At 64.9% G+C, this 21,907-nt stretch carries 19 protein-coding genes; 13 read left to right on the top strand and 6 right to left on the bottom strand.

The features are described from left to right. Nucleotides 1-81 precede the first annotated feature (81 nt). The 10 genes from ssuD to EN804_RS25385 all read left to right on the top strand — a co-directional run bounded on the left by ssuD (nt 82) and on the right by EN804_RS25385 (nt 11,190). The gene (gene ssuD / locus EN804_RS25430) at nt 82-1,254 is read left to right on the top strand and encodes an FMNH2-dependent alkanesulfonate monooxygenase (RefSeq protein ID WP_135862364.1); all 1,173 of its coding nucleotides are present in this window, start codon (nt 82-84) and stop codon (nt 1,252-1,254) included. Beyond that, nucleotides 1,251-2,711, top strand: a complete 1,461-nt coding sequence (locus tag EN804_RS25425) for an FAD/NAD(P)-binding protein (protein ID WP_135921628.1) — start codon at nt 1,251-1,253, stop codon at nt 2,709-2,711. Before ssuD ends, EN804_RS25425 begins: the two co-directional genes overlap by 4 nt. A 168-nt stretch (nt 2,712-2,879) precedes the next feature. Further along, nucleotides 2,880-3,983, top strand: coding sequence for a dimethylsulfone monooxygenase SfnG (gene sfnG / locus EN804_RS25420; protein ID WP_135921627.1), 1,104 nt, complete (start codon nt 2,880-2,882; stop codon nt 3,981-3,983). Nucleotides 3,984-4,100: 117 nt separating this feature from the next. Continuing rightward, nucleotides 4,101-5,054 (top strand): ABC transporter ATP-binding protein, encoded by a 954-nt coding sequence (locus EN804_RS25415; RefSeq protein ID WP_135921626.1) that lies wholly within the window; start codon nt 4,101-4,103, stop codon nt 5,052-5,054. Continuing rightward, a complete protein-coding gene (locus EN804_RS25410) occupies nt 5,051-5,950 on the top strand; it encodes a branched-chain amino acid ABC transporter permease (RefSeq protein ID WP_127279155.1) in 900 nt (299 codons plus the stop codon). Before EN804_RS25415 ends, EN804_RS25410 begins: the two co-directional genes overlap by 4 nt. Nucleotides 5,951-5,952: 2 nt before the next feature. Then, entirely contained in the window at nt 5,953-6,990 is a 1,038-nt protein-coding gene (locus tag EN804_RS25405) for a branched-chain amino acid ABC transporter permease (protein WP_127279154.1), read from the top strand. Nucleotides 6,991-7,061: 71 nt separating this feature from the next. Next, nucleotides 7,062-8,399 carry an ABC transporter substrate-binding protein gene (locus EN804_RS25400; protein WP_127279153.1) on the top strand — a complete coding sequence of 446 codons (1,338 nt, stop codon included), beginning with the start codon at nt 7,062-7,064 and terminating at the stop codon, nt 8,397-8,399. Between the two features lie 74 nt (nt 8,400-8,473). Beyond that, the gene (locus tag EN804_RS25395) at nt 8,474-9,265 is read left to right on the top strand and encodes an ABC transporter ATP-binding protein (RefSeq protein WP_135921625.1); all 792 of its coding nucleotides are present in this window, start codon (nt 8,474-8,476) and stop codon (nt 9,263-9,265) included. A gap of 24 nt (nt 9,266-9,289) precedes the next feature. Beyond that, on the top strand, nt 9,290-10,537 hold the full coding sequence (locus EN804_RS25390) for an SfnB family sulfur acquisition oxidoreductase (RefSeq protein ID WP_135921624.1): 1,248 nt from the start codon (nt 9,290-9,292) through the stop codon (nt 10,535-10,537). Between the two features lie 167 nt (nt 10,538-10,704). Beyond that, nucleotides 10,705-11,190: a hypothetical protein gene (locus EN804_RS25385; protein WP_135921623.1), complete on the top strand. Its 486-nt coding sequence runs from the start codon at nt 10,705-10,707 to the stop codon at nt 11,188-11,190. A gap of 20 nt (nt 11,191-11,210) precedes the next feature. Here the strand turns inward: EN804_RS25385 and EN804_RS25380 are convergent, their stop codons facing one another. From EN804_RS25380 to EN804_RS25360, 5 genes are all read right to left on the bottom strand, one after another. Continuing rightward, nucleotides 11,211-11,750: a hypothetical protein gene (locus tag EN804_RS25380; protein WP_135921622.1), complete on the bottom strand. Its 540-nt coding sequence runs from the start codon at nt 11,748-11,750 to the stop codon at nt 11,211-11,213. Beyond that, nucleotides 11,743-14,628 carry a sarcosine oxidase subunit alpha family protein gene (locus EN804_RS25375; RefSeq protein ID WP_135921621.1) on the bottom strand — a complete coding sequence of 962 codons (2,886 nt, stop codon included), beginning with the start codon at nt 14,626-14,628 and terminating at the stop codon, nt 11,743-11,745. Before EN804_RS25375 ends, EN804_RS25380 begins: the two co-directional genes overlap by 8 nt. Then, nucleotides 14,625-14,891: a sarcosine oxidase subunit delta gene (locus EN804_RS25370; protein ID WP_135862346.1), complete on the bottom strand. Its 267-nt coding sequence runs from the start codon at nt 14,889-14,891 to the stop codon at nt 14,625-14,627. The genes EN804_RS25375 and EN804_RS25370 overlap by 4 nt, the downstream gene beginning before the upstream one ends. Nucleotides 14,892-14,918: 27 nt before the next feature. Further along, nucleotides 14,919-16,172: a sarcosine oxidase subunit beta gene (locus EN804_RS25365; protein WP_135921620.1), complete on the bottom strand. Its 1,254-nt coding sequence runs from the start codon at nt 16,170-16,172 to the stop codon at nt 14,919-14,921. Nucleotides 16,173-16,266: 94 nt separating this feature from the next. Continuing rightward, nucleotides 16,267-16,926 (bottom strand): TetR/AcrR family transcriptional regulator, encoded by a 660-nt coding sequence (locus EN804_RS25360; protein ID WP_189343543.1) that lies wholly within the window; start codon nt 16,924-16,926, stop codon nt 16,267-16,269. A gap of 261 nt (nt 16,927-17,187) precedes the next feature. On the opposite strand from EN804_RS25360, the gene EN804_RS25355 reads away from it, so the two are divergent. The 3 genes from EN804_RS25355 to EN804_RS25345 all read left to right on the top strand — a co-directional run bounded on the left by EN804_RS25355 (nt 17,188) and on the right by EN804_RS25345 (nt 20,341). Further along, a complete protein-coding gene (locus EN804_RS25355) occupies nt 17,188-18,627 on the top strand; it encodes an aldehyde dehydrogenase family protein (protein ID WP_135921619.1) in 1,440 nt (479 codons plus the stop codon). A gap of 62 nt (nt 18,628-18,689) precedes the next feature. Continuing rightward, a complete protein-coding gene (locus tag EN804_RS25350) occupies nt 18,690-19,265 on the top strand; it encodes a DUF1349 domain-containing protein (protein ID WP_135921618.1) in 576 nt (191 codons plus the stop codon). A 293-nt stretch (nt 19,266-19,558) separates the two neighbouring features. Beyond that, complete coding sequence (locus EN804_RS25345; RefSeq protein ID WP_245464259.1) at nt 19,559-20,341, top strand: hypothetical protein; 783 nt, start codon at nt 19,559-19,561, stop codon at nt 20,339-20,341. Here EN804_RS25345 and EN804_RS25340 read toward each other — a convergent pair. Then, on the bottom strand, nt 20,324-21,898 hold the full coding sequence (locus EN804_RS25340; protein ID WP_135921617.1) for a glycosyltransferase: 1,575 nt from the start codon (nt 21,896-21,898) through the stop codon (nt 20,324-20,326). The genes EN804_RS25345 and EN804_RS25340 overlap by 18 nt on opposite strands. Nucleotides 21,899-21,907: the final 9 nt, after the last annotated feature.

Genomic DNA, 21,907 nt, shown 5'->3' with positions numbered 1-21,907 from the left:
CGCCATGCCCGACCTTTTGCGCCTGCCTTCAACCGCCCCAGACCTAGGCCGTCACCGCCGCCATCCAGCGGGAGGCAGGTCATGAGCCGCGATGTCGCCGACCGCATCAAGGTGCTCTGGTTCCTGCCGACACATGGCGACAGCCGCTATCTCGGCACGACCGAAGGCGGCAGGGCTGTTGACCTGCCCTATCTGACGCAGGTGGCGAAAGCGGCCGACACGCTGGGCTATTACGGCGTGCTGTTGCCGACCGGCCGGGCCTGCGAGGATTCCTGGGTGATTGCCTCGGCGTTGGCGCCGCTGACCGAGCAGCTGCGTTTCCTCGTAGCCGTGCGGCCCGGCCTGCAGTCCCCAACGCTTGCCGCGCGCATGACCGCCACGCTCGACCGCATCTCCAACGGCCGCCTGCTGATCAACGTCGTCACCGGCGGCGATCCGCTGGAGAACAAGGGCGACGGCATTTTTCTCTCGCATGCTGAGCGCTACGAGGTGACGCAGGAATTCCTCCACATCTACAAGCGCGTGCTGAGCGGCGAGACGGTCGAGCACCAGGGCAAGCATTTCCGCATCGAGGACGGTCGCCTGCTGTTCCCGCCAGTGCAGACGCCGTATCCGCCGCTCTATTTCGGTGGCTCGTCGGACGCCGGATCGCAAGTGGCGGCGCAGGAAATCGATAAATATCTGACCTGGGGGGAACCCCCGGCCGATGTCGAACGCAAGCTCGACGCCGTGCGCGAGTTGGCCGAAAAGGCCGGCCGCAAACTTTCCTTTGGCATTCGCCTGCATGTCATCGCCCGCGAGACGACCGAACAGGCCTGGGCCGCCGCCGACCGCCTGATCAGCCGGCTCGACGACGCGACCATCGCCTCGGCGCAGAAGGTTTTTGCCCGCATGGATTCGGTCGGCCAGGCGCGCATGAGCGCGCTGCATGGCGGCCGCCGCGACAAGCTCGAGATCGCGCCCAATCTGTGGGCCGGCGTCGGCTTGGTGCGCGGCGGCGCCGGAACCGCACTGGTCGGCGACCCGGACACGGTCGCCGAGCGCATCGACGAATACCGGCGCCTCGGCATCGACACCTTCATCCTGTCCGGCTACCCGCATCTGGAGGAAGCCTACCGTTTTGGCGAACTGGTGCTGCCGAGACTGCCGACCGATCATCCGGTCAAGGCCGCCAGCTCTTCGGTCAACACCGGACCGTTCGGCGAGACCATCGCCGGCGACCATCGGCCGAAGTCGCTCGCCAGCGCCTCGTGAACGCGCTGCCTCCGGCCCGCCGATTGCGCATCGCCATCATCGGCGGCGGTTTTTCCGGTGCCGCCGTGGCCTGGCACCTTGCGCGGACAAATCGGCCGGAGCGCCTGTCGATCTCGGTGATCGAGCCGCGTTCCGCGCTTGGCGGCGGCCTTGCCTATTCCAGCGAAGAACCATCCCACCGCGTCAACGTCCCGGCCATCCGCATGAGCATGGCTCCTGAAGACCCGCAGCATTTTGCGCGCTGGTTGGCCGGCAGTGGCGAAATCGAACGGGACCCGGATGCCTTGTGGAAGAACGGCGATGTGTTTCCGCGCCGGCGTGTGTTCGGCCGCTATGTCGCCGAGCACCTTGCACCCTGGCTCGACTCCGGTGCTGTCCGCCATGTCGAAGCTCAGGCTACGCAGGTAATACGAGAAGCCAATGGCGCGGCTTGGACCGTGCAGACCTCCGCCGGACCTGTCGCGGCGGACATCGTCGTGCTTGCCGCGACGCATCCTCTGCCGGCGATCCCAACTCCACTTGCCTCCTTGGCTGAAGCACCTGGCTTCATCGCCGATCCCTATGCACCGTCGGCACTTGCCGGGATCGGCCCGGAGGCGTGGGTCCTGATCGTCGGCTCCGGGCTGACCTCGGCCGACATGGTGGCCGAACTTGATCGCCGCGGCCATCGCGGCCGCATCCTGGCACTGTCGCGCCGCGGCCTGCGCTCGCGCGGCCACCCGGATATCAGACATGAGCCTTTCGGCGACTTTGCGTCGGCACCGGCCACATCGGCGCTCGGCCTGCTGAAGAACATTCGCGGCACACTGGCGGCGGCGCAGGCCGCCAGGGTCAACTGGCAGTCGGTCTTCGACCAGCTGCGCCTGCAGGGGCCGGCGCTGTGGGCGGCCCTTTCTCCGCCGGAGCGTGCAAGGCTGGTCCGCCAGCTGCGCGTGTTCTGGGACGTGCATCGCTTCAGGATCGCCCCCCAGGTCGCTGCCGTGCTCGACCGCCGCCAGACGGACGGCGCGTTCGACACCATCGCCGCCAGGCTTGTCGCGTCGAACGACGAGGGCGAGAGCCTCGCGGTCAGCTTCCAACGGCGCGGACAGACGCGGATCGAGACGGCACGCTTCGATGCCGTCATCAACACGACAGGGCCGGCTCATGGCCAGGCGCTCCAGTCAAACCCGGCGCTGCTTTCGCTGACTGAGGCCGGGCTGATCAGGGCCGACACATACGGGCTCGGTATCGAGACCAGCCTCGATAGCCTTGCGATCGGCAGCGATGCCAAGCCGGTTGCCGGGCTTTTCGTCGCCGGTCCGTTGGCGCGGGGCACGTTTGGCGAACTCATGGGCCTGCCGGAGGTCGCTCGTCATGCCCAAAGGGTCGCGGCCGAAATCGCTGGGTTGTTCGACACGCTCCCCTCAGCCGAACCGGTTGGCGCCAATGCCGGGAGCGTTGCGGTCGCGCGCTGACAAGCGCAAGCCGCCCCGGCCGGAGAAAATTGGTATTTCCGTCCCGCAAAGGGTTCAAAAACGGAAAATCCTTCTTTGTATATAAATTCCATAAACATAATAAATATTGAAGAAACCCGGCTACGCGCCGGACCGATCAACGACACGGCCTGGAATGGGAGACAGTTCATGGCACATGCAGGAACCGACGCGGTCAAATTCGCCTATTGGGTGCCCAATGTTTCGGGCGGCCTGGTGATTTCCAACATCGAGCAGCGCACCAACCATTCGGCCGAGTACAACCGCAAGCTGGCCCAGATCGCCGAAAAGGCGGGCTTCGACTACGCGCTGAGCCAGATCCGTTTCACCGCCGGCTACGGTGCCGACGAGCAGCATGAATCGGTCGCGTTCAGCCATGATCTGCTGGCCGCCACCACCACGCTGAAAGTCATCGCCGCGATCCTGCCTGGCCCCTGGAACCCGGCGCTGGCGGCCAAGCAGATTGCCACCATCAGCTATCTGACCAATGGCCGTGTCGCCATCAATCTCGTCTCCGGCTGGTTCCGTGGCGAATTCCACGCCATCGGCGAACACTGGCTCGACCATGACGAGCGCTATCGCCGCTCGGAGGAATTCATCCGCGCGCTGCGCGGAATATGGACGCAGGACAGCTTCACCTTCCGGGGTGATTTCTACCGCTTCAACGAATACTCCCTGAAGCCGAAGCCGCCGCAGCCGCTGCCCGAAATCTTCCAGGGCGGTTCCTCGCGCGCCGCCCGCGACATGGCATCGCGTGTTTCGGACTGGTACTTCACCAACGGCAACTCGCCGGCCGAAATCGCCAAGCAGGTCGATGATCTCAAGACCAAGGCACAGGCCAGCAATCATTCCGTCAAGGTCGGCGTCAACGCCTTCGCCATCGTCCGCGAGACCGAGGACGAGGCCAAGGCGGTGCTCGCCGAAATTATCGCCAAGGCTAACCCCGAGGCTGTCAACGCCTTCGGCCACGAGGTCAAGAATGCCGGCAAGGCCTCGCCGGAAGGCGAGGGCAACTGGGCAAAATCCTCCTTCGACGATCTGGTCCAGTACAATGACGGTTTTCGTTCGAACCTGATCGGCACGCCGAGGCAGGTCGCCGAGCGCATCGTCGACCTGAAGCGCGCCGGCGCCGATCTCATCCTGCTCGGCTTCCTGCACTTCCAGGAGGAGGTCGAGTATTTCGGCAACCACGTCATTCCGCTCGTTCGCGAGTTGGAAAACGCCGAACAGGCAGCGTCGCTGGCAGCGGAATAGTCATCTCCCCCAAAGGCTGGCCGGGCAGCCCGGCCAGCACAGGTTTTCAAGCGCGCTCGATCTTTCGGGCGGCATCGAGAATTCGTGCGCCTGCGGGCGAAATCGAGGACGATTGGAATGCCGTTGCCCAGCTATGCCTTAGGAGCGATGGAAGCCTCGGTCTACGCGCCGGAAGTCTTTGCGCGCGGCCTGCCCTCCGTGCTCCAGCCTGCACAGTTGTCCGAAGGCGACGCTGGGGCGGCCGGATCTACTGCCAATGCAACTGCTCCGCTGCTGTCGCTTCAGGGCATCGCCCTGTCGTTCGGCGGTGTCGTCGCGCTGGCCGATATCGACCTATCGGTTCGATCAGGTGAAATCCGCGCCATCATCGGCCCGAACGGCGCCGGCAAGAGCTCGCTGATCAACGTCATTAGCGGCGTCTACCGCCCAGATCGTGGCCAGGTCCGGCTCGCCGGCGTCGGCTATACCCAGGTGCCGACGCAGCGGCTGGCGCATTTGGGCGTCGCCAGGACCTTCCAGAACCTCGCTCTGTTCAAGGGGCTCACCGTCCTCGACAATGTTGCCTCCGGTCTCGCCTACAAGGTCCGTTCCAACTTCGCCGGCCAGGTGCTCGGCATCGGCCGCTCGCGCGGCGAGCGGCGCGACGCCTTGAGCCGCTCCGCCCAGATCCTGGAATTTCTCGACCTCGCCGCCGTTCGCGATCGTCTTGCCGGCACGCTGCCCTATGGATTGCAGAAACGGGTCGAACTCGCCCGGGCGCTGGTGGCGGAACCGCGCCTGCTGCTCCTCGACGAACCGATGGCCGGCATGACAGCGAGTGAGAAAAGCGAAATGGCTGATTTCGTCCGCGCCGCGCGCGACCGCTTTGCCACCACGGTCGTCCTGATCGAGCATGATGTCGGCGTCGTCATGGGCCTGTCCGACCGCATCGCCGTTCTGGACTATGGCCGCAAGATCGCTGACGGCACCCCCGAAGAGGTCCGCAACGACCAGCGCGTCATCGATGCCTATCTCGGCATCGCCTCCGACAATGAGGCCCTCTCCTGTGATGAAGGAAGGGCGGGCATATGATCGCCGATTTCGACTACCAGTTCTTCATCGAAGTGCTCGTCGGCGGCCTGCTGTCCGGTGTCATGTACTCGCTGGTCGCGATCGGCTTCGTGCTGATCTACAAGACCTCGGGCGTGCTCAACTTCGCCCAAGGCGCGATGCTGCTGTTCGCCGCACTGACTTTCGTCAGTCTTGTCGAACGCGGTGTTCCGTTTGCACTGGCATTGGTGGCAACCTTCGCCATCATGGTGGTGATCAGCATCGCCATCGAGCGCACGGTGCTCAGGCCGCTCACCAACAAGCCGCCGATTACCCTGTTCATGGCGACGCTTGGCCTGTCCTACATCATCGAGGGCGCTGCCCAATTGATCTGGGGTACGCAGGTCCACGGTCTCGACCTCGGCATCGAGGACGTGCCGCTGGAAATCGGCGGCGTGCTGATCAGCCAGTTCGACATCTTCGCGGCGGTGGTCGCGGCCGGCATGGTTGTCGTGTTGTCGCTGTTCTTCCGCTACACCCGCATCGGCCTCGCCTTCCGCGCCGTCGCCGACGACCAGTTCGCCGCACTCGCGGTCGGCCTCAGGCTGCCGCTGATCTGGGCGACCGTCTGGGCGGCGGCCGGCCTCGTCGCGCTGGTCGCCGGGCTGCTCTGGGGTGCCCGCCTCGGCGTGCAGTTCTCGCTGTCGCTGGTGGTGCTCAAGGCGCTGCCGGTGCTGGTGCTGGGCGGCTTCGATTCCATCCTTGGCGCCATTGCCGGCGGGCTCCTGATCGGCGCCAGTGAGAAGCTCGCCGAGGTCTATATCGGCGACTATTTCGGCGGCGGCATCGAGAGCTGGTTCGCCTATGTCGTCGCGCTGGTCTTCCTCTTGATCCGTCCCTCCGGCCTGTTCGGCCAGAAGCTCGTGGAAAGGGTCTGACCATGGCCGCTATTGCAGCCGACTTCTCCGCGCCGGTGCTGCCGAAATGGATCGCGCCCGTCCTGTTGCTTGCCTTCGCCTATGGCGTCGTGCCGCTGATCGGATCGAGCTATTTGTTCGAGGCCATACTGCTGCCGTTCCTGGCGCTCGGTCTCGCCGGTGTGGGGTTGAACATCCTCACAGGCTATGCCGGCCAGGTCTCGCTGGGCAGCGCCGCCTTCATGGCGGCCGGCGCCTTCGCCGCCTATAATTTCAACTTGCGCGTCGAGGGCCTGCCGCTGATCGGCAGTATCGTTCTCGCCGGCATCGTCGCCGCTTCGATCGGCATCGTCTTCGGCCTGCCGAGCCTGCGGTTGAAGGGCTTTTATCTCGCCGTCTCGACGCTTGCCGCACAGTTCTTCGTGCAATGGGCGCTGACCAAGTTCAGCTGGTTCTCGAACAACTCCGCCTCCGGCGTCATAGACGCGCCGAGGCTTTCGATAGGAGGCTTCGCGCTCGACGGCGCCGTCGGCCGCTATCTCTTCGCGTTGACCATCGTCAGCATCCTCACCTTCCTTGCCTATCGGCTGGTCAGTTCGCAGACGGGACGAAACTTCATCGCCATCCGCGACAATGAAACCGCCGCCCGCATCATCGGCATACCGGTGCTGAAGACCAAGCTGCTGGCATTCGCCATCTCCTCCTTCATCATCGGCGTCGCCGGCGTCATCTGGGCCTTCGCTTATCTCAGGACAGTCGAGCCTGATGGCTTCGACCTCGACCGCTCGTTCCAGATCCTGTTCATCATCATCATCGGCGGCCTGGCCTCGATCCGTGGCGCCTTTTTCGGTGCCGCCCTCATCGTCGTGTTCCCGCTCGCTCTGTCGCGCCTTGGCGGCTTCCTGCTTGGAGACGTCTTTGACTCGGGCGTGCTCGACATGAGCCAGCGCATCGTGCTCGGCGCCCTCATCATCCTGTTTCTGATCCTGGAACCCGATGGGCTGGTGGCCCTGTGGGACAGGGTCCGAAGACGGCTCCTGTTCGCCTGGCAGTCGACCTGAGCCCCGCATTCACGCCTGAAAATGAACCAGAGGCCGAACCCAAGACGGCCCATACCGGGAGTACCCCAACCATGACCTTCCTCAGCACACTCAAGGCGGCGGCTTTGTCCGCGGCGATGATCGTGTCGGTGGCCTTGCCATCAGCCCATGCCGACGAACAATATTTCCCGCTGCAGAGCTATCGCGTCGGGCCTTATGCGGCCGGCGGCACCGGCTTCTTCGGCGGCTTCATCGACTATCTCAACCTCATCAACATCCGCGACGGCGGCGTCAACGGCGTCAAGCTGACCTGGGACGAATGCGAGACCCAGTATGAGGTCGAGCGCGGCGTCGAATGCTATGAGCGCCAGAAGAGCCATGCCGGCGCGGCCGCCTGGAACCCGCTCTCGGTCGGCATCGCCTACGCCATGATCGACCGCATCACCGCCGACAAGGTGCCGCTGATAACGGTCAACCACGGCCGCACCGATTCCACCGACGGGCGTGTTTTCCCCTACGTCTTCCCGCTGCTGCTCAACCCCTACAGCGAGACGTCGGGCATCGTGAACTACATCGCCTCGAAGGAGGGCGGCATCGACAAGCTCAAGGGCAAGAAGATCGTCGTGCTCTATCACGGCTCGCCCTATGGCAAGGAGACCATACCGATCTACGAACTGCTGGCGCAGAAATACGGCTTCGCCGTGCAGCAGATCGAAGTGCCGCATCCCGGCAACGAGCAGCAGTCGCAGTGGCTGACCATCCGCCGCGCCAAGCCTGATTTCGTCGTCCTGCGCGGCTGGGGCGTCATGAACCCGGTGGCGCTGAAGACCGCCGTTAAGGTCGGCTACCCCGTCGATCACATCGTCGGCAATGTCTGGTCGAACTCGGAAGAGGACGTCATTCCCGCCGGCGACGCCGCCAAGGGCTACACCGCCATCACCACCCAGGCTTCGGGCAATTCCTATCCCGTGGTGAAGGAAATCGTGAAGACCGTCTACGGCGCCGGCAAAGGCAACCTCGAGGACAAGTCCCGTATCGGCTCGGTCTACCACAATCTCGGCATCGTCAACGGCATTCTCAACGTCGAGGCGATCCGCGTCGCCCAGGAGAAGTTCGGCCACCGCACGCTGACCGGCGATGAGGTCCGCTGGGGTTTCGAGCATCTCAAGCTCGATCCGGCCAAGGTCGAGGCGCTCGGCGCCAAGGACCTGTTCCACTCGATCAATGTCAGCTGGGACAACCATGAGGGCGAGGGCTACGTCACCTTCCAGCAGTGGGACGGCAAGAAGTGGAACGTCGTCTCCGACTGGATCGCCCCGGACTGGGCGCTGCTGCGGCCGATTATCGAAAAGTCCGCCGAAGCCTATGCCGCCGAGAAGGGCATCAAGCTACGCACCGCCGACGATGCCAACGCAGTGACCACCAACTGATCAACAGGCCGGGTGCCGCGGATGCCTTCCGCGGCGCCGGGCCGGTTCGGTTCCGACAAGTACGGAAGACAGTCATGCCCGACACCGAAATCATCCTTGCTGTCGACGCGGTCCACGCCACCTACAACCACGCCATCACGGCGCTGCACGGCGTCAGCTTCGAGATCAGGCGCGGTGAGATCCTGGCGCTGCTCGGCGCCAATGGCGCGGGCAAGACCACCACGCTGAAGGCCGTCTCCAACCTGCTGCCGGCCGAACGGGGCCAGGTCAACGCCGGCACCATCCGCTATGAGGGCTCGGATGTCGCGCGCCGCAAGCCCGGCGATCTGGTGCGTGCCGGCCTGGTGCCGGTACTGGAAGGCCGCCACTGCTTCAAGAGCCTCACCGTCGAGGACAATCTGGTCGCCGGCGGCATCGGCCGCAGCGGCCGCCGCGCCGAGATCAGCGCCGACCTCGAACGGATCTATGCCTTTTTCCCACGTCTGAAGGAAAAGCGCCGGACCTTGTCGGGCCTGACCTCTGGCGGCGAACAGCAGATGACGGCAATAGGTCGGGCGCTGATGTCGCGGCCGCGCCTGCTCGTGCTGGACGAACCGTCGATGGGGCTCGCCCCGCTCATCGTGCAGGATATTTTCCAGACGTTGAGGAAACTCAACCGCGAGACCGGCCTGTCGATCCTGGTCGCCGAGCAGAACTCGGCGGTAGCACTTCGCTATGCCGACCACGCCACCGTGCTCGAAAACGGCGTCTCCGTGCTCTCCGGCACAGCCGCCGATCTCCGCCAGCGCGAGGATATCAGGGCGCTCTATCTCGGCCAGCAGCCGACGCCCGCCGCCAAGTCCTCCCATCTCCATGCCGTTGCCTGAACCGAAATTCGAAGGAGCAATGAAATGACCGTCTCGACCGTCAAGACCGACCAGGCTTCCGCCGCCGTCCTGCCTGTCGCAAGGCCCTCGGCGCCGGCACACATCATCAGGGATGATGCCGAGGCGATCGCCGTCGCCCACGCGCTGGCCGCCGAATTCGTCAAGGATTCGTCGAAGCGCGACCGCGAGCGGATTTGGCCGATAGCCGAACTCGATGCCTTTTCGCAAAGCGGCCTCTGGTCGATCAACGTGCCCAGGGCATTCGGCGGTCCCGAAGTCTCCTATGCAACGCTGGCCAAGGTGATCGAGATCATCTCGGCGGCCGATTCTTCGATCGGCCAGGTCGCGCAGAACCATCTCGGCGTCGTCGCCGCCATCCGCACCGTCTCCGACATCGAGCAGCAGAAGCTGCTTTTCGCCGAGGCGCTGAAGGGCACGCGGTTCGGCAACGCCTTTTCCGAGTTCGGCTCCAAACGCGCCGCCGATTTCGAAACCCGCTTCACCGATGCCGGCGACCATGTCGTCGTCAATGGCCGCAAATTCTATTCCTCTGGCGCGCTGCTCGCCCATCTGGTGCCGATCGTCGCGCTCGATGACGAGGGCCGTGCCTGGTATGCTATCGCCGATCGCGGCGCGCCGGGCCTGACGGTCATCGACGACTGGTCGAGCTTCGGCCAGCGCACGACGCTGTCGGGCACTGTCATCATCGACAATGTCAAGGTGCCGAAGACGCATCTGGTGCCCGGCTACAAGGGCTACGACAAGCCGACCGCCGACGGCGCCATCTTCCAGATCATCCAGGTGGCGGTGGATACCGGGATCGCCCAGGCGGCGATCGACGAGACGGTCCACTTCGTCAGGACCAGGAGCCGCGCCTGGATCGACAGCGGTGTCGACAATGCCTGGGACGATCCCTACACCATCCAGGCGATCGGCGACCTGACGCTGCGCCTGCACGCGGCGCAGGCGCTGCTCGAAAAGGCTGGCCACGCGATCGACAAGGCGGTGGCCGAGCCGACCGCCGAGATCGTGGCGCACGCCCAGATCGTCACCGCGGAAGCAAAAATCCTGTCGACCGAGATCGCCATTGCGGCGACGAACAAGCTGTTCGAACTGGCCGGCACGCGCTCGACATTGGCCGAGCACAATCTCGACCGCCATTGGCGCAACGCCCGGACGCACACGCTGCACGATCCGGTGCGCTGGAAATATTCGATCCTCGGCAAATATTTCCTCAATGGCGAGAATCCGCCGCTGCACGCCTGGAGCTGATTTCCCACCGGCGGCCGGACGCGCGCCATCGTCGATACGGTCATCGCCAAGTGATTTCGCCCTGCCGGTTACCCCCTTCGGGGTGCCGGTGGCGGGGAAAGCTTACGCGCAATTTACGACCATCGGTTACACCGGTTCCTGTCTGATTCGCCCGGGACTGGAACATCATGAGCAAAGCCCTCACATCCTTCGCACTGGTCGCGGTGCTGACCGCCTTGCTCATGGCGCTGAGCCTGGTGGTGGCAAGGCACGGCTATCCCTATGGCGCCATCGGTGTGAGACGGCTTGATGGCATCGCCGATGCCGGCACGTTCATTCCACTTGCCGCGGTCTATTTCTTCAGCGCCCTGCTGATGATGCTCCTGCCGATCAGGGCAGCCAGTATTGTGCTGACCAACGCCGCGGACGCGATCTTCTGGACCGTCATCGTGCTGTTCGCGGCTATCCTTGGCTGCCTCGTCGCCAGATGGGCTTTCGGTCAGCGGGATGTCTTGTGGGCGGTGCTGAACTGGCGTTTCCTGTTTGCGGCCGCGATCATCGGCTGCCACTTCGTCATGAACGAGCTGCGTCGCAATGTGCTGCTGCGCAGCCTGTTCTTCGTGATCTTTGCCGCCGCGACACTGGCCTGCCTGTTCTGGTCTTTCACGCTCTGAGCGGGAATGTCGTCGCCTGCCTAACTCGGTGATTCGGCGGCGATGTTGGCGGCAGCCGTCTCCATCCACGTCCAGAGATAGGCGGCGAGACCGCGATCGACGTGGATGCGCAGCTTGCCGTCATGGCGATAGACGATGGCGCCGATGCCGGCGAAGGAAAGCGCCGCGGCGGGACTTGGCTGCGCGGGATCGAGCGTCGTTCCACGCGCGATGAAAGCATCGAGTCCCGGGCCTTCGGCCTCGAACACCTGCAGCCCGGCGCCGATCGCCGTCACCGCGAAGCCGTCCGCGTGCCAACCGGCGGCAATCGCAAGCGGCGTGTTCGACACGGCGAGCAGCCGGTCGCGCGCCAGCCGCGCGCCATAGCGGTCACCCTGAGCCGCGCCAAGGGCGCCCACGCCAGTCCCGTCCATGTCGGACAGGCGAGCCCAGGCGTCGAGGTCGCCGCTGACCAATATCTGGTCGAGGCCAGGGACAGCGCGCACCACCAGGCCGGGTGCATGGATGGTCGCCGACGGCCAGTCCGGCGCGACAGACCATTTTTCCGCGAGATCACGCATTGAGCCGGTCTCCCGACGGGTCGTAGGCGCAAGGAGCGGCGATCGTCGCCGTCCTGAGCTTGCCGAGATGTTGGATTTCGATCGCTTCGCCGTGCCGCGCGGCACCCCGTTCGATCAGGCCAAGCGCAATCGGCTGGCCGAGGGTGGGGCTCTGATAACTGGAGGTGACAAAGCCCTGACTGTGCAGTCTGCCATCGCTCCGCTTGACGCCATGCGCGCCGGTTGGCAGAGGCGCTTCGCCTTGCGGCACCGTCAGGCCTACAAGCTGCAGGCGGTCGCCGCGCGAAGCCTCCTCGGTGAACAGCGAGCGGCGGCCGACGAACTCGCTCTGGCGCTTCGTCCGGGGACCCGCCACACCAAGATCGTGCGGCAGCGTGGTGCCGTCAGTGTCCTTGCCGATGACGATGAAGCCCTTCTCGGCACGCAGGATCATCAGTGCTTCGAGCCCGATGAGAACGGCATCGAAGGCCTGGCCGGCCTGGCGCAGATGCGCCCACAAAGGTTCGGCGCGGTCGGCGCGGATAGAGACTTCATAGCTCCTGTCGCCGGTGAAACTGACGCGGGCGATCCGAACCGCGTCTCCCGCATAGCTGCCGTGGCCGATCGCCATGTGAGGAAGGTCGGCGTCGGCGAGTGAAAGGCCGAGCCCCACCGTTTCGAGCAGCTTGCCGGCGTTCGGCCCGGAGACGGTCAGCGTCGCCATCTCCGAAGTGGCGTTGTGGATGTAGACGGCGCCGCGCCCGAACCGGTCCTGGCGCCATTCCTCCAGCCTGGCATGCACGGCGGCGACATGCGAGGACGAGCACGACACGACGAAACGGTGCTCGTCCAGCCGCACCAGCACGCCGTCATCGAAGACCACGCCGTTCTCCGACAGCATGAAGCCGTAGCGGCAGCGGCCCGGCTTCAGCGTCGACATGGTGTTGTAGTAGAGGAAATCGACGAATTCGGCCGCCCGGGGTCCGATCACCTCGATCTTGCCGAGCGTCGAACCGTCGAACAGCGCGACCGACTGGCGCGCGCGAAACGCCTCGTCCTGGATGGCGCGTTCCGCGTCCGCATTGCGACCGCCATAGTGCGCCGGGCGCAGCCAGCCGCCATATTCCTGGAAGACGGCGCCGCTGGCGCGGTGGACGTTTTCCAGCGGCAGCCGGCGCACCGGCGCCATCAACTCGCCAGCGCAGGCGCCGGCGAAGCTCGCCAACGGCACCGGCGTGAAGGGTGGGCGATAGGTGGTGGTGCCGACTTCCGGCACCGTTCGGCCGGTGATCCCGGCCATCAGCGCCAGTCCGGGCAGGTTGGAGGTCTTGCCCTGATCGGTCGCCATGCCGAGCGTGGTGTAGCGCTTCAGATGTTCGACCGAGACGAAGTTTTCGCGGGCCGCCAGTTCGACGTCCTTCACCGTGACGTCGTTCTGGTAGTCGATCCAGATTCGTCCCTTCGAGCCGGGCATCGGCCACGCGGCTACAATCCCGGCTGTCGCTTCCGGACCGGTGCTGCGCGGGATCACCGCCTTCGTCTGGCCGAGCGAAGCGACGGCTTTCTCCGCGCCGGCGAACACGTCCGACAAGGAAACCGCGCCGGCGGCGGCGCCAGCCACGGAAATGCCCTCGACCGGATTGCCAGGCAGGAAGGCGGCGCGGGCCTCGCTCCAGGCGAGCTTGCCCCTGGCCTGGCCGAAGAGATGAATGGTCGGCGTCCAGCCGCCCGAGACCAGCACGCAATCGGCGTCGAGCCTGGTGCCGTCGTCCAGCGTCACGCCTTCAACACGCAGCCTGCCCGCCGCGGAGGCAAGCGCCCGCCCCTTGAACAGCCGTATCCTGGCCGGCGCGGCGGGCATCCCGTCACGCCTGATGTCGACAAGCGTCACTTCGGCGCCGGCCTCGGCGATCGCCTCCGCGACCTCATAGGCGCTGTCATTGTTGGTGGCGACGACGACGCGCCGGCCAACCAGCACCGCGTGGCGCCTGAGATAGGCGAGCGCGGCATCGGCCGACAGGATGCCGGGCAGATCGTTGTTGGCGAAAGGCAGCGGCCGCTCGATGGCGCCGGTAGCCAGCACGATCCGGCGCGGCCGGACCCGCCATAGCGTATCGGGCCGCCCATCGAAATGGCGCTGGTTCAGCCCGACCAGATTGTGGTCGTAGATGCCAAAGGCCGTGGTCGAAGGCAGGATCAGATGGCCCCCGGCGGCAAGTGTCGCGAGCGTCTCCTCGAGCCACCCGGCAGCCGGCCCGCCGTCGATCTCGCTGGCCCGGTGGCCGAGGGACCCGCCCGGCTTCCGCTGGTCGTCGACCAGCGTCACGGAGAGGCCCACGCCGGCCGCGAGCTTGGCCGCCGCCAGTCCGGCCGGACCGGCGCCCACCACCAGCACGTCGCAATGATGATTGATCTGGTCGGCCGGGCCTGATGAGGTCCAGTCCGTGTCGACCTTGCCCAGTCCGGCCATGGCGCGGATGCGCGGCTCGAACATGTGCCAGTCCGGCCACATGAAGGTCTTGTAGTAGAACGCCGCCGGAATGAAGCGCGCAAAACGGTCGAGGAAGGCGTTGCGGTCGCTCAATGCATTGGGGGTCGCATTTACGCTCTTGGCCGCCAGCCCATCGCGTGCCGGCTCGGTCGTGGCACGTGTGTTCGGCGTCGCCCGGGGGCCACCAATATCGACCAGAGCGTTGGGCTCCTCGACGCCGGCACCCCAGATGCCGCGCGGCCTGTGGTATTTGAAGCTGCGGCCGACGACTGCGACGTCGTTGGCGAGCAGCGCGGAGGCGATGGTGTCGCCGGCAAAGCCGTCCACGCTTGTGCCGTCGAAGCTGAAGCGGAGCGGGCGCGAGCGGTCGATGGCGCTGCCGCCGGTGGCAAGACGCGAGGCGGTCATGCCGCGTGCTCCTTGCCCAGCGCGGACGAGGACAGCACCTCGTGCGTGAGCGTGTCGCGCACCATGACGAAGAACTCGCCGCAGTTCATATGCACCCAGATTTCGCGCGCCGCGCCTTTCGGATTGGAGCGCAGGTAGAGATAGTTGGCCCAGCGATCGATCGGCACATCGCCGCCATCCGGCCTGGTATTGCCGGCATCGCCGCCATAGTGGAATTCGGTTTCGTCGCGCGGGCCGCAGAACGGGCAAGGAAAGAGCTGCATGACGCCTAGTCCTGGTCTTTGTGCATGTCAGTGCGCGATGCCGGAGCCGGCCGCTTCGTCGATCAGCCGCCCGCTGGCGAAGCGGTCGAGATCGAAGGGCCGGCTGATGTCGTTGTGCTTGCCGCTCGCCAGCAGGTTCGCCAGCAACGTGCCTCCGGCGGGGATCGCCTTGAAACCGCCGGTGCCCCAGCCGCAATTGAGGAACAGGTTGGGCAGCGGCGATTCCCCGATGATCGGCGAGGAATCCGGCACGACGTCGACAATGCCCGCCCATTGCCGCATCAGCTTCAGCTGGCCGAAGATCGGGAACATCTCCAGCACCCCCGCGATCACCGTCTCCAGCGTCGGCAAATTGCCGCGCTGTGCATAGGAAGGGATGCGGTCGAGCCCCCCGCCAATGACGATCTCGCCCTTGTCCGACTGGCTGACGTAGACGCCGGTGCCGGGCGATAGGACCACCGTGTCGAGGATCGGCTTGACCGGTTCGGAAACGCAGGCTTGCAGCGCGTAGGAGTTGATCGGCAGCCGGAAGCCGGCTTTTTCAGCCAGGACCGAGGAGTGCCCGGCCACCGCCATGCCGATGCGCTCGGCACGGATCGTGCCGCGCGTCGTCTGGACGCCGCGGCAGCGGCCGCCCTCGATGATGAAATCGGTGATCTCGCAATTCTGGATGATGTCGACGCCGAGCCGGTTCGCCGCGCGTGCATAACCCCAGGCGACCGCGTCATGGCGCGCCGTGCCGGCCCTGCCTTGCCAGATGCCGCCGAACACCGGAAACCGCGCACCGGCTGAGAAATTATAGATCGGCGCGACGCGCCGGACATCCTCGGGCGAAAACAGCTCCGCATCGATACCGCTGATCTGCATGGCGTTGACGGTGCGCGCGCCGACTTCCATTTCGGCGGTCGAGTGGCACAGATTGACCATGCCGCGCTGCGACAGCATGACGTTGTAGTTCAGGTCCTTGGACAGGCCCTCATAGAGCCGGTGCGCCAGCCCGTAGAGCTCGACGCTCTGGGGATAATAATAGTTTGAGCGCACCACGGTGGTGTTGCGGCCTGTATTGCCGCCGCCGATCCAGCCTTTTTCCAGCACGGCCACTCGGGTGATGCCGTGATTCTTGGCCAGGTAATAGGCCGTCGCCAGCCCATGGCCGCCGCCGCCGATGACGATCGCGTCGTAGGACGGCTTCGGCTCGGGCGAGCGCCAGGCCTGTTTCCAGCCGGTCTGGCCGGCCAGGCCTTCCTTGAACAGCGAGAGAGCGGAATAGATGCGGGTCATTGTGTGGGCGACAAGCCTGGTTGATCAGGGCAAACCTAGGGGTAATGGACACGTATGTCTAGTTGCCGGTCATCCCGGCTTGCGTCAGCCAACGCTAGCGGTTCCGCGAGATGGTCTCCTCCACGTAACGTGAAAAATCCTCGACATCGCCCGCCGAAGGCTCCTGTCCGGTGAAGCTGCGCAGATACGCGGCAACATGCGGCAGGCGGCTGCTCATCGGCTCGTCGAGTTCGAGCGAATAGTAGCCGATCTGCATGAAATAGAGCACGCGGGCCCGCACGAACGCGTCTTCCTCCTCGTAGCCATGACGCATGAACATGCCGCGGATGGCATTGACCCGTTCTTCGTCGGCCTCGTCCAGCGCGCGCCTTGTCGCGGGGGAGCGGCGAGCCCATGCCCGGATCGCGAAATCCAGCCGGGGGTCGAACAGCTTTTCGTCGACCCAGCATTCGAAAATGCTCATCACCCCGCGAATGACAGTCGCGGAAGGGCGTTCGGCGCGCTCGACGATGAATCGCGTATTGGTCTGCCGCCAGTGGTCCAGTAACTGGTCGAGCAGATCCTGGCGGCTCTTGAAATACCAGTAGAAGCTCGAGCGCGAGACGTCGAGCTGTTGGCCAAGCGTCAGCACGCGGACGCGTTCGACGCCGTCCGAGATCAGGGTTTCAAGCGCGAGCTTCAGCCAGTCTTCGCGAGTGGCCTTGATGTTGCCGGTGGCGCCGGCACGTTGGATCGTCGTCTCGAGTGCTGCCATCGCCACGACGCATGACACGCTGGATCAGCCAAATCAAGGTCGTGGACATATGTGTACAGGGCAATTCGACCTTGACCCGGAGAGCTATTCACCGTTGTCGAGGCGGCACGGCCGCCGCTGCACCGAAGGCATGAGCGCGGGCCCGGGGACTTTTGTCGCGGCCTTCGAGCCCAGTGCGTGCTTTCCCGCAAGGCAATTGTCTGGCAAATACCACTTCAGACAGATGCCGCCGCGCGGCCAACAGCCAGGGAAGGCAAGGACATGACAGCGTTTCGAAAGAACCTCATCGATGGCGAATGGGTCGGCGATGCCGGATCCCGTAACATCAACCCCTCGGATACCGGCGACGTCGTCGGCGAATATGCCTCTGCGGGGGTCGAGCAGGCGGGCCAGGCGATCGCGGCGGCCAAGGCGGCGTTTCCGGCATGGTCCCGCTCCGGCCCGCTGGCGCGCCATGCGGTCCTGAAGAAGGCGGCCGACGAGATCATGGCGCGCAAGGACGAACTTGGCCGCAACCTGGCGCGCGAGGAAGGCAAGACGCTGGCCGAGGGCATTGGCGAGACCATCCGCGCCGCCCAGATATTCGACTTCTTTGCCGGCGAAACATTGCGCCTGTCGGGAGAGGTGGTGCCAAGCGTGCGGCCGGGTGTCGGCGTCGAGATCACGCGCGAAGCGGTCGGCGTTGTCGGCATCATCACGCCATGGAATTTCCCGATCGCCATCCCCGCCTGGAAGATCGCTCCGGCGCTGGCTCACGGCAACACTGTCGTCTTCAAGCCGGCTGAACTCGTTCCCGAAAGCGCCTGGTCCATCGTCGACATCCTGCATCGCGCCGGTCTGCCCAAGGGCGTGCTGAACCTCGTCATGGGCAAGGGCTCGGTGGTCGGCCAGGCAATGCTCGACAGCCCCGACGTCAACGCCATCTCCTTCACCGGTTCGGTGGGAACCGGCAAACGCGTCGCCGCGGCAAGTGTCGAGCACATGCGCAAGTTCCAGCTCGAAATGGGCGGCAAGAACCCGCTGGTCGTGCTCGACGACGCCGATCTCGCGGTCGCTGTCGATTGCGCGCTGAACGGCGCCTTCTTCTCGACCGGCCAACGCTGCACCGCCTCGTCGCGTCTGATCGTCACCGAAGGCATCCACGACCGTTTCGTCGGCGCGCTCAAGGAGCGCATGGAAAAGCTGGTGATCGGCGATGCGCTCGACGCGCAGACCCAGATCGGCCCGGTGGTCGACGCGACCCAGCTCAAGCAGGACGAAGACTATATCGCCATCGGCGTGCGGGAAGGCGCCACGCTAGCCTTCGGCGGCGAACGGCTGGACCGCAAGACGCCGGGTTTCTATCTCAAGCCGGCGCTGCTGACCGAGGCCACCAATGCCATGCGCAGTTCGCGCGAGGAGATCTTCGGCCCCGTCGCCAGCGTCATCCGCGTCCAGGACTATGACGAAGCGCTTGCCGTCGCCAATGACACGCCGTTCGGCCTGACCTCGGGCATCTGCACCACGAGCCTCAAGCACGCCACGCATTTCAAGCGCAACTCCGAAGCCGGCATGGTCATGGTCAACCTGCCGACGGCGGGGGTGGACTTCCACGTTCCCTTCGGCGGGCGCAAGGGTTCGAGCTTCGGCCCGCGCGAACAGGGCCGCTATGCCATGGAGTTCTACACCACGGTAAAGACCGCTTATACGTTCGCGGGATGATCCGGCGCCGGCTTGCCGGCCGGCGAACCGTCACCTCCTCGAAAAACCGACCGGTGCAAGCGATGACATTGCAGGACCTGACCTGGCTCAACCCGCCGCCGCACCATGCCATCGACGGTGATGCCGTGCGCGTGCGCACCGGCAAGGAGACCGATTTCTGGCGCGAGACCTTCTATGGCTTCTGGCGCGACAACGGCCACTTCCTGTATCGGCGGGTCGAGGGCGATTTCACCGCCGAGGTCACCGTCAAGGGCGACTACAAGGTGCTCTACGACCAGGCCGGGCTGATGATCCGGCTTGGCGAAACGCACTGGATCAAGGCCGGCATCGAATACACGGACGGCCTTGCCTATTTTTCCGTCGTCGTCACCAACGACACCTCAGACTGGTCGCTGGTGGCCATTGCCGCCGGCCCGGACGGCGTCAGGATCCGCCTGACCCGCCATAGCGAGGCGATCCGCGTGCAGTATCTCGACGCTTCCGACGGTCGTTGGAAGCCGGTGCGGCTCGCCTATTTCCCGATCTCGAAGCTGGTCGATGTCGGTATGATGTGCTGTTCGCCGCAGCGTGAGGGTTTCGAGGTCACGTTCTCCGGATTTTCGGTCGGCCCGCCGATTGCGCGGGACCTGCACGACTGACGCCACGAGCCCGCCTTGGCCTGTGTGAGCAAGCAGGCCGGACGTTGCGGCCATAACGGCGTCTGGGCTAAGGGTTGCCCATGGGCATGTCGCGTTGGCGGGCAAAACTCAATAAACCCGTCCGTTCCGGGGCGCTGAGGTTTTTCGGGGTTCCTTCCGTGCTTTGGTCGCAAGGGATCGGGCGTTTCTGCGACTTCGCTGGACCCGATTGGTATCGCTGGGCGCCGACCGAATCGACGCAAAGCGAGGCTTTTTTCCGCGACCATTATAGCGGCGCGCATGGCATCGTTTGGGTGCGGCTGAGCACCCTGGCCAGGCTTGCGCGAAATTGCGATCTCGACATTTTCGCCAGGATAGCCCTGCCCACCATCAAGGCTCCCTTCATCCTGCTGACGACCGACGGTGATTCCTCGGTGCCTTCGGATCTGCCCAAGGACACCGTCGAGCGGCTTCTCGCCAGCCCCTATCTGGTCTCCTGGTACAGCCAGAACTGCGACGGCGGTCATCCCAGGATCAAGCCGTTCCCGATCGGGCTGGATCTCCACACCCCACGTTCCCTGGCGACGCCTGGCGGACTGGTGAGGCAACTGAAAACCCTGCGCGGGCAGGGGAGTGCGGATCGTCGTCCGGCCAGGATATTCTGCGATTTCAGCGTCAGCAGAGAGTCTGGCGAGCGTCGGGAATTGCTTGAGGCTCTGGACGGATGCCCGCATGTCGATTTTCTAGGGCAACGCGTATCGCAGCGCTCGATCTGGCAGCTCTATTCGCAATATCCGCTCGTGCTGTCGACCGTCGGAAACGGCCTGGACTGTCATCGGACATGGGAACTGCTTTATCTCGGCTGCATCGTGGTGACCAAGACTTCACCGCTCGATCCGCTTTACGAAGGCCTGCCTGTCATCATCGTCGACGATTGGCGCGAGGTGCGGGACCCCGATGCCCCGGGGCGCTGGATCAGGCAGGCCGCGCATTTGACGGACCGGAACTATGTATGGGGGCGTCTGCGCCCGCAAGCCTATCTGCAGCCTCTGCGCGAAGAGCTTCGGCGGGCGGCGGCCTTACCAGGGGACGTGTAGGATTTCCAGCTTGGGCAGGCCGACCGGCCGGATGCCGAGGTCGTTGGCAAGGAGGCCAAAAGCTTCGGTCTCGATCAGATCGCGGTATGGAATTTCGGGGAAACGAAGACCGCCGCGATGCAGGGCGGCATCGACCAGCAGCATGGTTCCGCCGACCGCATCGAGGCCGATGATGTCGAGATGCCTGACATCGCTGAGATGATACCGGCTTGGCGTTTGCACGGGAGGCTGGTGAAGGCCGCCGCGTATCTCGCGGTAATAGCGATAGTCCCTGGTCTGTCGCCTGATGACAAAGCTGTTGAGGTCGAAACTGGCGCCACCGGCGATCTTCACGCAGTTGGGCACCGCGATGCTATGTCCCGTGGCGATCAGGCGGTTCAGCACATCGCCGGGAAAGCGCCAGACGTCGATATCGATCCACAAGGCCCAGTCATCGTCCTCGCTGAGCCCGTGATCGATCAGGTAATTTCGCACCTTGGCGATCGCGCCGCGCCTGACGCGCTGCATTCTGGGCTTTGCCCGTTTTGCCCTGTCGAGGCGGGTGCCGACCTGTCTCTGCAACAGGACGATGTCACGATATCTGCCGGCCAATCCAGCTGTTGCGGCCTGCAGTCGCTCCCAGCTTCCGTCCTGGCTGTCGCCTTCGCAGAAGACCAGCTTGATCCGGTCCTTGGGATAGTCGAGCCCATCCAGCGCATCAAGAAAGGGCTGGATGAGGTCGGCGGCGTCGCGAAGCGGCACCAGCACAGCGACGTTTCGGCCCGATGGCGGCGGCCCCGACAGGACCGCTCTGTCGACGCCTGCTTTCGCCTGCGCCTCATCCAGATACGCGCCGCGCGTCAGGTGATACCGGAGCCGATAGGCCCGATTGCGAAGCTTGGTCCACCAGTTCGGCGGCGGTTCCGGGGTCCACCATGTGCCGGCCCAGTGGTGGATCGAAAGCGCGGCCGTGTCGTCGCCGGCGTCGCGCTCCGTGCTCCCGGCCGACGTCACCGGCACGAACAGGGCGGAAGGATGAATGGCGAAGGCCGCCTGATCGCTGTACCCGCGCTGCGCGGAGGTGAGCAGGCAAGGGCCGGTCGCGTCGAGCACGTCCTTGGCGGCGGCGAGCCCGGGCATCATCGACAGGAGATGCGCCCAGAATGGATGACCGGGCGGGCTCGCTATCGTCCCGTTGAACAGAAGGTAGGGCAGGCCCCGGAAATCCGCCTGGACGGCCGCATGCGAAGCCGGCTCCTTGCACAGTACGACCCGGGTCTCGCTCATGATCGCATCGAAGGGCGCGACGCATTCGCAGTCGATGTCGGCATAGACCCCGCCGAAGTGATGCAGAAGCATGTAGCGGGCCGCATCCGACCGCTGCACGCCGTTGGTGTAGCCACAGAACATCGGCAGGTAATCCGGGTAGTGCTCGGCCACGAATTCGAGCAGCATCCGGTCGCTCCAGAGCATGACCGTCCAGTGTGGATTGTGCCGCTTCCAGCTGTCGGCATAGGCCTGGAAGCGTGCGGGAACGCTGTCGGTCTTCCAGGTCTGGTGCAGGATCGGCGGAATCATCGACGGCTC

Source organism: Mesorhizobium sp. M8A.F.Ca.ET.161.01.1.1, assembly GCF_004792105.1.
In the GTDB taxonomy this organism is placed as follows: domain Bacteria; phylum Pseudomonadota; class Alphaproteobacteria; order Rhizobiales; family Rhizobiaceae; genus Mesorhizobium.
Note: the sequence above shows the minus strand (reverse complement) of the source record. Positions and strands in the feature narration are given on the sequence as shown.